General features: G+C 36.0%; 8 protein-coding genes. All 8 read right to left on the reverse strand.

The features are described from left to right. Positions 1-168 precede the first annotated feature (168 nt). Positions 169-1701, reverse strand: coding sequence for a Na+/H+ antiporter NhaC family protein (locus tag J5V48_RS01065; protein WP_219936047.1), 1533 nt, complete (start codon positions 1699-1701; stop codon positions 169-171). A gap of 90 nt (positions 1702-1791) precedes the next feature. Further along, entirely contained in the window at positions 1792-2622 is an 831-nt protein-coding gene (gene nudC, locus J5V48_RS01070) for an NAD(+) diphosphatase (RefSeq protein ID WP_219936050.1), read from the reverse strand. 14 nt (positions 2623-2636) lie between these two features. After that, on the reverse strand, positions 2637-3569 hold the full coding sequence (gene trxB, locus J5V48_RS01075; protein ID WP_219936052.1) for a thioredoxin-disulfide reductase: 933 nt from the start codon (positions 3567-3569) through the stop codon (positions 2637-2639). After that, positions 3559-4245: a M15 family metallopeptidase gene (locus J5V48_RS01080; RefSeq protein WP_219936054.1), complete on the reverse strand. Its 687-nt coding sequence runs from the start codon at positions 4243-4245 to the stop codon at positions 3559-3561. Before J5V48_RS01080 ends, trxB begins: the two co-directional genes overlap by 11 nt. Beyond that, positions 4235-8245, reverse strand: a complete 4011-nt coding sequence (locus J5V48_RS01085) for a hypothetical protein (RefSeq protein ID WP_219936056.1) — start codon at positions 8243-8245, stop codon at positions 4235-4237. Before J5V48_RS01085 ends, J5V48_RS01080 begins: the two co-directional genes overlap by 11 nt. Positions 8246-8349: 104 nt before the next feature. Next, positions 8350-9354 carry an Asd/ArgC dimerization domain-containing protein gene (locus J5V48_RS01090; protein ID WP_219936059.1) on the reverse strand — a complete coding sequence of 335 codons (1005 nt, stop codon included), beginning with the start codon at positions 9352-9354 and terminating at the stop codon, positions 8350-8352. Positions 9355-9400: 46 nt separating this feature from the next. Beyond that, positions 9401-11206, reverse strand: a complete 1806-nt coding sequence (locus J5V48_RS01095) for an AAA family ATPase (RefSeq protein ID WP_219936061.1) — start codon at positions 11204-11206, stop codon at positions 9401-9403. Positions 11207-11276: 70 nt separating this feature from the next. Continuing rightward, entirely contained in the window at positions 11277-11672 is a 396-nt protein-coding gene (locus J5V48_RS01100) for a LexA family protein (RefSeq protein ID WP_219936063.1), read from the reverse strand. Positions 11673-11935 lie beyond the last annotated feature (263 nt).

Genomic DNA, 11935 nt, shown 5'->3' on the forward strand with positions numbered 1-11935 from the left:
ATCCAACAAATGATACTGCTCCATAGAAAAAAAAGAATATGATCACTCTCTTTTGTTATATGGCCACATCATAATCTGGCCTTGCAGCCTACATAATAAATGGCACCTTTGCATTGAAGATCAAAACAATCTTCTATCATCGATGCCATTTATGGAAAAGTGCAATGATTACTTAGCTTTTGCTCTTTTAGCAATAAAAATAACAGATACAATCATAAGAGCGAAAGCTGTCAGGAAACTTGCAGCAAAACTGTGAGTAACACCTGCAACAGCATAACCTACAAATGAGCATGCAGCTACAATTGCTGTATATGGTAGCTGCGTGTATACATGTTCAATATGAACACATCCTGCGCCTGCTGATGATAGAACAGTTGTATCAGAAATTGGTGAGCAGTGATCTCCAAAAACAGAGCCTGCCAGTGTTGCTGACAGAGAAATAATCACAAGTTCACTTGAGTTTGGATCAATTGCATTTGCAACCATCACAACGATTGGAATCAAGATACCGAAAGTGCCCCATGCTGTACCGGTTGAAAATGATAAAAATCCTGCTATCACGAAGATAACTGCAGGTAGAATTGCACCCACAAAAGCAAGATCGTTCTGAACGATTGATGAAATAAACTCAGGTGCTTGCAGCAGATCTCTTGTAACACCAGAAATAGTCCAAGCAAAAGTTAAGATCATATTTGCAGGGATCATAGACTGAACACCGCGAATGAATCCATCCATATACTCTTTTAGAGTCAGAACTCTTCTTGAAATGAGCATAACAAAGGAAACCAAAAGTGCGGCTACAGATCCTAAAACTAAAGACAATGAAGAATTTGTATTACCAAAAGCTGCTCCTAATGAATGGTAAGCGGTATCATCACCAAAATATCCGCCTGTATACAGCATTGATAATGTTGCAGCACCAATAAGTACAAAAATAGGAACAACCATATCAAAGATACGACCGTTTCTTTTTACCTTGTCAAATGACTCATCACGAGTATCATTGGTAATTTCAACTCCGTCCAGACATTCTTTTTCTGCTTTTTTCATAGGACCGAAATCAAATGAGAACAGACAGACAATCACAACCATAATAAGTGACAAGATTGCATAGAAATTCCAAGGAATCGCACTTACAAAGGCACCAATGTCAGATTCAAATGCGTTTGTTGATTTTAGATTAGAGCCAACAGCTGCTGCCCATGATGAAATAGGTGCAATAATGCAGATTGGAGCTGCGGTTGAATCAATAATGTAGGCAAGCTTTGCTCTTGAGATTTTATATTTATCAGTAATAGGCTTCATGACTGTACCAACTGTCAGACAGTTGAAATAATCATCAATGAAGATAAATGCACCTAATGCAGATGTTGATAAGAGTGCTGATTTTTTACCTTTAATCTTTTTGGTTGCCCAGTCACCATATGCTCTTGAGGCACCAGCAAGATAAATGATATAAACTAAAGCACCTAAAAGTGAGCAGAAAAGAACGATATTAAGATCGAACTTGTTGCCCATAACTTTAATTGCAGTCTGTACAGTATCTACAACAACATTACCATCGGTTTTAAGTGTATAGATAAGAGTACCTGAAAGGATACCGATGATTAAAGATGAGAATACTTCTCTTGTAACAAGAGCAAGAACAACTGCTATTAGAGGTGGCAGTAATGATAAGACGCCAACTGAAACTGATTCCATGATTTCTCCTTAAAAAATGCACTGCAATTATACATTATTCAAATATGAGTTTTTACAGTGCACCATAAAGGAGAAATAATATTTTGTAGATCAATAACCGTTCTTCTTAAATGAGGCAATCATAAGTTTTGTCAGAGATATCGGATCATCCTGAGCTTCAATTTCTTCTCTGCTAACCCACAAAGCTTCGGATAGCTCATTCTGATCTCTTTTTATTATTGTGGAACCATCAACTTTAGCCATATAGCCTACAAGAATATTTGAATCAACACCCCATGGCTGAGAGCCAAAGTATTTTAAATCCTTAATCTTAAGGCCAACTTCCTCTAAAGCCTCACGAATTGCAGTCTGCTCAAAGCTTTCACCGATTTCACAGAAACCGGCAACTAAAGATAATCCTGTATAGACTCTTCCGTTATACCTTGTAACAACTATTTTGTCGCCATCTGTAATTCCTACAATAACAGCAGGTGCAATTTTAGGATATACAACATTTGAGCATTCAGGACAGATTAAAGCTCTTTCATTTTCTGAATGAACTACTTTGCAACCACAGCGACCACAGAAATGATTCTTTGAATACCACTCATAAAGATGATATGCAGTAAATCCTGCAAAGCATGTATTTTTTGGATTTGCCTGTCTGAAGATCTGAACAGACTTGAAAGTAAAGCCTGCAATATCAACAGTTCGTTCATCGCCTTTAAAAAGATAGTAGGCTACATCGTCTATCAAGAAGAGATAAATAAGCTTTTTTTTATCAAAATCTTTAGCATAAGGAAGAGAAATCTGACAGTCTTTGCCATCACCTTTTGTAAGAACAGATCTGTTATCAAAAACAAAAACCTGATCATTGTCATTTGGCTCTCGTCTAAGTGAAAATTCGTTTTTAAAAACAGAGTCTTCTAAATCCTGTATCATTTTTACCTGATCTTTTAGTGTTTTTCTAAATATGAAACTGCATCAAGAGCAGCCATACAGCCAGTTCCTGCAGATGTAATAGCCTGACGGTATGTGTCATCGGCACAGTCACCTGCTGCAAATACGCCAGAACATGATGTAGATGTTGCATAAGAATACCCGGTCTTTATAATACCGTTTTCAAGTTCAAGATCATTTTTGAAGATCTCTGTAGATGCCTTGTGACCTACAGCCACAAAAACACCATCTAAAGACAGCTTTTGTTTATTTGTGTCTACATCCAGGATGATACCTTTTAATGTACCACCATCACCAGTATATTCATCGACTTTTGCATTTAAAATAAACTGTACATTCTTATCTGTCAAAGCTTTTAACTTATCAACAAGAGCCTTTTCTGCTCTAAATGAGTCTCTTCTATGGATAAGATAGACCTTCTTGCAAAGAGAAGACAGATATAAAGCCTCTGTAAATGCAGCTGAGCCGCCACCTACAACTGCTACTGTTTTGTTTCTAAAAAAGAAACCGTCACATGTAGCGCATGCTGATACTCCATGACCTTTGTACAGATCTTCATTTTTGCACTCAAGATATTTTGCCTTTGCACCGGTACAGATAATTACACTTTTACACTGTAATTGTTCACCTGATGATAATGTAAGTGTCTTGATCTCACCTTTTAATGAGCAGGAGACAACAGTATCATAAACAAACTGTGTACCTAGCTTTTTTGCATGATTGAAGAGTGAATCCATTAAACTTGCACCATCAGGACTGTCAGAACGGCCAGGCCAGTTCTCAATTTCAGGTGTAGTTGCAAGCTGTCCACCAAAGTCTGCACCTGTTATAAGTACAGGATTTAGCATAGCTCTTGAGCAGTATATTGCAGCTGTGTAACCTGCAGGTCCCGATCCAATGATAACAGTATTTAAAATCTTATTTTCCATAAATCTCACCAAAAATTCTGTCTTTATGCTCCTTTACATATTCAACAGCATATTTAACCCATGGTTCATCAAAACTTTCAAGATAAGCTATCGCAGCATTTATATCAAAGCTCTGAATAACCTTCATTGCACTTTTTTCATATGAGATATGCCAAGGTTCATATCCAAACAGATCTCTTTTGCTAAAAGGTCTTGAAAAGCCAAATTTTTCAAGACTTTTTTCAAGATACAGTCCAAACTCATAAAAGTAACTGCCCTTTTCATATTCATTTGCAGTTAGCAGAAGCTTTGCACCATCTTTTAAACAGTTTTTTGCATATATATCAAAGTCGGTTCCAAAATGATGTCTTGAAAAACCTGGTACAGCGCTGAATCTTAATATTGCTAAAACCTTTTTTTCATCTGACAGCACTGATATATCTAGCAGCTGTTCATTTTCATCAAGAACTGCTCTTTTACCTTTGAATTTGTCATCGACAATTGCAAACTGTCTGTCAAAACTTCTGTATGCTGATGCAACGCACAGGTCAAATCCATGCAAAGAAGCATCATCGATAAGAGCTTTTAGAGCCTTTAAGGATGATGCTTCTGCAAGAAATTCCAGGCTTTCGCCTGGATTTTGAAATTTAACAAGATTAGAACTGTCTATACCTAAATATTCTTCTTTAGTTACCATAAGACTCAATTATCTTTATAGCCTCCAGCTTGAGATCGTCGCTTCCATGCTCCTTGACATCATCAATGATCTTGATAGCCTCTTCAGTATCGCCAGTCTCAAAATAAAGTCTAGCCAGATTGAGCTCATCTACATAGTACTGATGCTCCTTTGCAGTCAGCTCTTTTGATGTTGCACTCTGGGCACTTTCAAAAGGCTCTTCATCAATAGCTGTGATAGGACCGATTCTGTCAAATACCTGTTCAAGTACATTATCCTGATTTGTATTTTCATCAATCTTCACATCAGTGTCTACAGATGACTTAATCTCATTTATTCTGCTGGTTATATCAGGTGTGCTCTTTGATGCACTCTGAAGCATATTGGTAATATCATCAGAACTGAATGTATCATCAGAAGGTACATCTTCATTTAAAGAAGCTGGACTTAACATATTCATAATGTCATTGTCTGCATCAGGATCGTACATTGAGCCTGCTGATCCGATACGTGCCTCAAGCTCCTGTAAATCCTCCCTTGAGCTTTGAAGTTCGTTGTCAGAAGCATCTTCGTTTACAGAAGCAGCAGAATCTTCATCTGTTTGTGATGAGTCAGACTCACTGATTGAATGATTCATTTCATTTTCAACGATTTCATCCTCATCTTCAGGAACATTCCATGATACAGTCTTTGTATCATCATTATCTTCACTGATTTTTGCTTCATCTGTATCTGTAACCTGAGTATCCTCACTCTCAATATCAGATAAATTCTCATCTGAAGATTCAATATCAGAATCAGCAGCACCTTCACTTGCAGTCTCAGAAATTACATCATTTTCTGTATCTGAAACTATATCCTGATTTACATCATCAATTACTGCCTGGGTATCATCAACTGCATCATCCTGAATTGATGAATTATCAGTATCAATCTGAGCATTATCAATTGATGTTTTATCTTCACTGTTTTCTTTTGAATCTTCATCAAGCAGTGACTCAAGATCAAGATCGTCATCAAGAACAGTATCAACATTTGATCCAATACCCAAAGATGCATCATGCTGAGCATTTGTCAGAACTTCTGTCTTTGCAATCTGTACAGCTTCATCTTCTGATGGGATAACACTCTTATCGGTAGTATCTGCCTTATTGAGTGAATCCAGTAAAGATTTTTCCTCATCTGATAAATTTTCTGAATTATCTTCTAATAAATCCTCTGAATTATCTTCTGATAAATTCTCTGAATTATCTTCTGATAAATTATCTGAATTATCAGCTGAATTTGCATCAGCTAAAGCTTCATTAAGCTCATCTATCTGTGAATCAGAATTATCAGCTATTGAGTCAGTATTTTCTGTAACAGTATTTTCAATTTGCTCATTCACATCTATATCTGTATTAGACTCATCAGCTATATCTTCAATATCAGCTATATCTGCATTAGACTCATCAGCTACATCTTCGATATCTGCTATATCTGTATTAGACTCATCAGCTACATCTTCAATATCTGTTATATCTGCATTTTCCTGATTTGTAGTATCTGCATCAGTCTCAGTCTGTTCAGTATTTTCTTCATTCTCTTCATGAGCATTTGAAAGATCAGGAGACTTTGTATCATCTAAAGACTGTGCATTCATAGCACTCGCCATAGCGGCTGCAATTGCATCAGCTTCAGTCATATTTTCATTAAGTTTCACATTTTCATGTGGATTTGAAGAACGTGATTTATTATTTTCATCCGGGAACAGACTATCAAGATTCTCTGATTCATCAGGAATTACTCTATCCTCACTGAACTTATCATCAGATGCATCTGATTTTGGTGACTTTACAGCCTCATCCCATGCGGCAAGATCTGCTGATGGCTCAACAGCTTCAACTGATTCATTTTCAATAGCATCATTTGGCTCACCTTCTGCATCAGAAGATACATCATCTGCTGAATCATCAGAACTCTGACCTGTCTGCTCCTTTAAAGCCTCATCCCAGGCTGACATATCAGAAGAGTTATCAGATTCACCTGTATTATCCTTTTCACCTGACTGTTCTTTTAAAGCTTCATCCCATGCAGACAAATCATTGCCATCTGATATTTGAGAATCGTCAGTCTTGTCAGCAGCATGCTCCTTTAAAGCTTCATTCCAATCTGCCATGTCTGATGAGTCATTATCAACATCAACGGTTGACTGTTCAGCATTCTGTTGCTCAGATAAAGCCTGAGACCAGTCGTCCATAACATCTTTACTGTTCTTGTTTTCTTCAGCAGCATCAGTGTTAGCAGCCTCATCCCAGGCTTTTTGTGCATTATCCTCACCGCTTTGAGAATTGTCTGTATTTTCTACCTCTTGAGACTGAATATCAGATTGTTTTACATTATCTGATGGTGCATCTATAGCATTAGCATTTTCAGTTGACTGTTTTTGCTCTTCTATTGGTTCATCATCAGAATCTTCAAGAGGAGCATCAAACTCAAAGACACTGTTCTCATCAGTTAACAGCATGTTCTCTGAGCTTGAATCCTCAACATCAAAATCATCGCCAAGAGAATAGGCTCTATCTCTGTTCTGCTTCTTGAAGATAAAGAAGATAATCAGAAGAACCAGTGATAAAAGACCTGTACCAAACAGAATGAACATGATTGGACGGTTAAGATCAACACCAGAGTCTGAGGCATTAACAGTGTAATTTGAAATCTGAAGCATCATATCTTCAAGTTTCTCATCATTTGCAAGGACCATTTCTCTGATCCTTTCATTATCCTGAGATAACTTGGTAAGATTTCCCTTGATTTCAATCAGATCCTGCTGAATATTTGCAATGATGTGATCATACTGATTTGCTAAAGTTGCAACACTGTCCGCTGCTGTCTTTGCAGTTGCAGCTGAAGTCTTTTTAACTCTGTCCATAACCTCAGCCATCTGTGCTTCAATAGCTTTGGTCTTCTCTTCAAGAGCTGTCTTGTTGCCCTCTAACATGATTTTGATAGCATCAACATCTAAAGACTGCTGATGTCCATCTGGAATCTGAATAATTACAGGAGGATTTTCAACCTGATCTTTTACAGATTTTTGCTTTGTGCCATCAATATCATTTGAACCGCCGGCAAACTGCAGTTTGTCAATTGAATCCTGTTTTACCTGATCCTGTTTTGCACCATCAATAGGAATAACGCGATTGAGCTCTTCTTGTTCCTTCTTTTCCTGAAGCTCTTTTACTTTTGCTTCCATTGCAGTATAGGAAGGAATATCCTCATCTCCTGAAACATCGTTTTTGTTCAGATCCTTGCCAGATAAGAGTGTTGCCTCATTCTGTGAATCATCAGGACGCCTTTCAGCACTGACATACTGATTTTGTAGATTGGTATTCTGAACAGTTGCAGGATTTTTTGCCTTTAAAGGAGGCATCACAAGAGTGCCCTGCTTTAAAAGTCTGCCGCCAACCTTTTCATCCTCACGTGCAATTTCTGCATTATCAGGAACTCTGATGGTGGTTTTTAACAAATTATTGACGTTTGAATTTGCAAATGCATTAGGATTATTTCTGTAAATGGAGGCAATAATCTGGAATTCATTAACAGATTTATCCTCAGGAATGAATGAGGAAGCAATAGACCAGATAGTGTCACCTGATTTGATTGCATATGATCTGTAATTTACAGGAGCATTGGCTGTAGCATTGGTTGACTGGTTGTTTAAAGTGGCTGCATTTGCCTGATTAGGGGTTGAAGCAGGCAAATTTTGCACTCTTTGAACAGTTCTTCTTGCATTTGGAGAAACTGTAGCAGTTGCTCTTTGCTGTGCAGCAGCTGCAGCTTGAGCTGCTGGAGTCTGAGTTGTGACAGTCAGTCTACGCCTTTGTGTAGCAGTACGTCTTGTACGATTTACAGGTGTTGCCTGCTCTGTTTCAGGCCCCTGAATTGTAATAGTGAATGTACCATCCTCATCGGCACTTAAGGCGCACAGAGGAAACAGTAAACATAAAGCCGTTACCAAGCTGTTCTTTTTTAACCAATGCATCGATTATTACCCCTATAATGCATATTTGTATTTTACCAAAATTGCGATCGTCAAAATTAAGCTAGATCGCATTTTGAAAATATTCATGCATAAATCGTGCAAGATTAATTATTTTTAGCGATAAGTTTAATAATTTCAACAAGACTGATAGCTTCACCAAAACGTGAATTGTCCATCATCAGTTCAAAACTGAATGACTTTTTTGACCCTTCAGTCTGTCTTACTCTGCTTACAAGAACTTTTCTCTGGTTGATTGCATCTTCAACAGGAGATAAAAGTCTGTCGTTTTCACAAAGCTCTGTATATTCAGAATCAGCAAAAGCCTTTTGAACCTCACTTAAAGTTGCAGCCTGTTCAAGCTCTACATTTACAACCATTGTATGGCCATAGAATACAGGCACAAGAACTGATGTAACATTTAGACCTCTTGTAAACTTTCCAAGAACTCTTTGTGTCTCAGAAATAATGGTACTTTCATGATCTGTAAAATTTGTATCAAGAACTTCACCTATATGTGAATGAAGATTGAATGCTAGCTGTGCTTTAAATCCCTGGTGATCTGATGCCATACCATTTAAAAGAAGAGTTGACTCATGAGCAAGAGTCTGTGTTCCAAGCTGACCAAACTCGGATACTGATTCAAGAGCTGTTGCGTTGGCCTTGTCAACTCCGAACTCATCATGAAGAACACTAAGTGCAAGAATAAGCTCTACTGATGGAGCAAGAGCTGGAATTACAAGTTTATTCTCTATTGCTTTTTTTACATCATAATCATTGATCTGAGGAACAATGGTACAGGTATTCTTATCCCCTGAAAACAGATGGCTGTTGTCAACAACTACACAACCTTTTTCTTTTGCCTTTAATACAAGACGTTCTGATTCATCTTTTGTTGATAAGAATAAGGCAACATCTGCCTTTGAAAAATCAAATTCATCAACTGCCTGAACAAAGTAGTTCTGACCACGTACGCTCACTGCATCATATTCACCGCTTAAAGGTGTTAGAGGAAAAAGATCATCAAGTTCAAAATTCTGCTCATCAATTGTTTCTAAAACAAGTTTACCAATGTCTGTATCGTAACCGTATATTGCTAGTTTTAATGACACTTTTATCTCCAGTAAATATTATTTATATTCTGCAAAAAATCGATTTTTACTTAACCTTTCTACTTAAAAGATAGCACTGTTTGTTATAGAAACTGATGCCATAACAATAGATTGTTTCTATGTTGACTTTTTTTAATAATGGCTCGTAATACTTTTTCTTTTCTATCTGTAAAAGAGCATCATTTGTGTCCTGTTCAAAATCATCATCACTTTTTGATACTTTTATCTCAAGGATAACTACGTTCTTCCTTCTTTTATCCATGAATATTAAATCTGCATAACCATCACCTGATTCACTGTTTGATTTAAAGTCAGTTATGAAGTTAGAACAGTTTGTAAATACTCCTGATAAGAATCCATGATAGAAGTTCTCAGGTTTTGCCTTGGTTGCAAAGTCTCTTATAGATACATAGGAGCAAAGAAGGTCAGAGATATTTTCTGATGCACTTTCACTATCACCTTCAAACAAAGCTTTTGCTATAAGCTTTGCCTTATTCTCTCCTTGATTTACTAATGCATCAAAGTGAGCATTGATATTTTGTATAAAGCACTTTCTGATTTCTTTATTTGGTATCTTAAGTGAGTAGACTGTCTTATCTTCTCCAGAAATATTCTCTGTTCTGTAGCTATTAACAGTAAGATATCCTGTAAAAAGCAATAATGTGTAGAAATCCTCAGCTTTGTGCATAGCTAAATCATCATAATTCATTGAATCATTGATGGTTGTCTCTATACACTCACCATCCATAAGCTTTTGCATATTCTCATTATCTTCATCTGTAAGATATCCAACATATGACAATAATGCGTTGCTTGATGTTGAGTTTATCCAGTAGTTTGGTGCATTAACCTTGATATTCTGTGATTTCTTTTCTATGGCATCTTTAATAAAAGAGACTAAAACCCAAGGGCAGAACATTTCCTTTTTATTGAATCTGTAACCATCATAATTCTCTTTTACAAAAGGAAAGTAATCATCAAGCTCATAATCCTTTAATATCTTTACAGTCTCTTCTTTTGTAAAGCCTATCATTGAATCATAGTCTGCATTTTCTGAGAGTATAGTATTTACATAAAGGTTGTTTACACCTGTAAAGATACTGTTTTTTGCTACCTTAAGACATCCTGTAAGAACTATCTTTTTAATTGGACTGCCATTACCTTCATCGCCTAGAAGATTACTTTTCATGACATTGAAAAATGAACTTATCAGTGTCACCATTTCTTTGTGGTAACCATTCTCCGATGCTTTTGCTAAAGGTACATCATATTCATCAATCAGAATAATTACCTTTTTTGAAAAGTGTTTGTATAAACAGCTTGATAGGAATTCTAATGAGCTTACTATATATTTTTCAGCTTTAGGGGTACTTAAATAATTGAAGTCTTGCAGTAATCTTAAACTTTCTTTATCTGAGTCTAAAAGTTTTTCGCTGTCATTTAAAAAAAGAAAGTCTTTAAACAAATTTGACAGAGTAAACGCTAATGCTTCGTATGCTGCATTATAATCCTTACCAAAAACTCCTTTTAGTGAAAAACTTATTACAGGAAACTGTCCTAGGTATTTATCAGTGAACTCTTTGTCCTTTAGAATTTCTAAACCTGCAAAGAGTTTTTCTTTATACTCTCTGTTTGCAGAACCATCAGGAGCAACTCTTAAAAAGGATTTGAACATATCCATTAAAAGAGTTTTTCCAAATCGTCTTGGTCTTGTAAAAAGGATCACTGGGGAGAGATTGGTAAAGACTTTTTTTAAATAAGATGTCTTATCAACATAATAACCACCATTCTGGATGATATAAGTAAAATCCTCATTTCCGATAGGCAGTTGTTTTAAGCATTTATCACTCATAGTCTTTATCCGTATTTTTGTTTACTTGCTTTATTCTAGCTTAAAAGAACAATTTTTCCAAAAAACAAAACTATTTGCTTTTGAAACTTTTTTTTAAATTGACAGTTCTGTTTCCTTTTCTTATGATACCTGCTACCACACCAAAAAGTTCAATGTCCTTTCCTGCAAGTTCAATCTTTTTGTCATCAGATAAAAGATATGGCTCACGACCATCAATAAACTTTCTTAATAGAAATTTTCCGTTTACTGCCATGATAATGATATCCCCATCTTCAACTGCAAGATCTCTTCTGCAGACAACTATATCATTAGAAAAAATACCATAATCATTCATTTCATCAGACTTCATTCTGAACAAATATGTATATGGACTTTTAACGCTTAAAAACAGATTAAGATCCTGTTCATTAAGCGGTCCCTGAATAAGTTCAATTTCAGTACTTTCTGACAGTAAAAACAGCGACATGATAAATAAGTGAAATAAAATTTCTTATACACAAGATAAATAAAAAATGTGCACTAAAATGTTAGCAAGTCCAAATTTTTGCTAATTATTTGAAAAAATAGAAAAAATAGTGACATGCTTACTAAATTTTCTAAAAATTTTGTATTATATTACAATAAGAAAAGTTTATATAAAACAGTGCACTAGCTAATTTTAAAGAGTTAGTGATTTTTTTAACTTTTCTTAACTATGAATGTGCAGTAATTTCTAATAAAAGGTGCATA

The organism is Succinivibrio faecicola (assembly GCF_019448115.1).
GTDB classification, from domain to species: Bacteria; Pseudomonadota; Gammaproteobacteria; order Enterobacterales; family Succinivibrionaceae; genus Succinivibrio; species Succinivibrio faecicola.

Excerpts from the sequence above, each read along its gene's own strand:
- J5V48_RS01085 (WP_219936056.1), bottom strand. The coding sequence starts at position 8,245 with ATGCATTGGTTAAAAAAGAACAGCTTGGTAACGGCTTTATGTTTACTG.
- J5V48_RS01065 (WP_219936047.1), bottom strand. The coding sequence starts at position 1,701 with ATGGAATCAGTTTCAGTTGGCGTCTTATCATTACTGCCACCTCTAATA.
- J5V48_RS01095 (WP_219936061.1), bottom strand. The coding sequence starts at position 11,206 with ATGAGTGATAAATGCTTAAAACAACTGCCTATCGGAAATGAGGATTTT.
- J5V48_RS01080 (WP_219936054.1), bottom strand. The coding sequence starts at position 4,245 with ATGGTAACTAAAGAAGAATATTTAGGTATAGACAGTTCTAATCTTGTT.
- nudC (WP_219936050.1), bottom strand. The coding sequence starts at position 2,622 with ATGATACAGGATTTAGAAGACTCTGTTTTTAAAAACGAATTTTCACTT.
- trxB (WP_219936052.1), bottom strand. The coding sequence starts at position 3,569 with ATGGAAAATAAGATTTTAAATACTGTTATCATTGGATCGGGACCTGCA.
- J5V48_RS01100 (WP_219936063.1), bottom strand. The coding sequence starts at position 11,672 with ATGTCGCTGTTTTTACTGTCAGAAAGTACTGAAATTGAACTTATTCAG.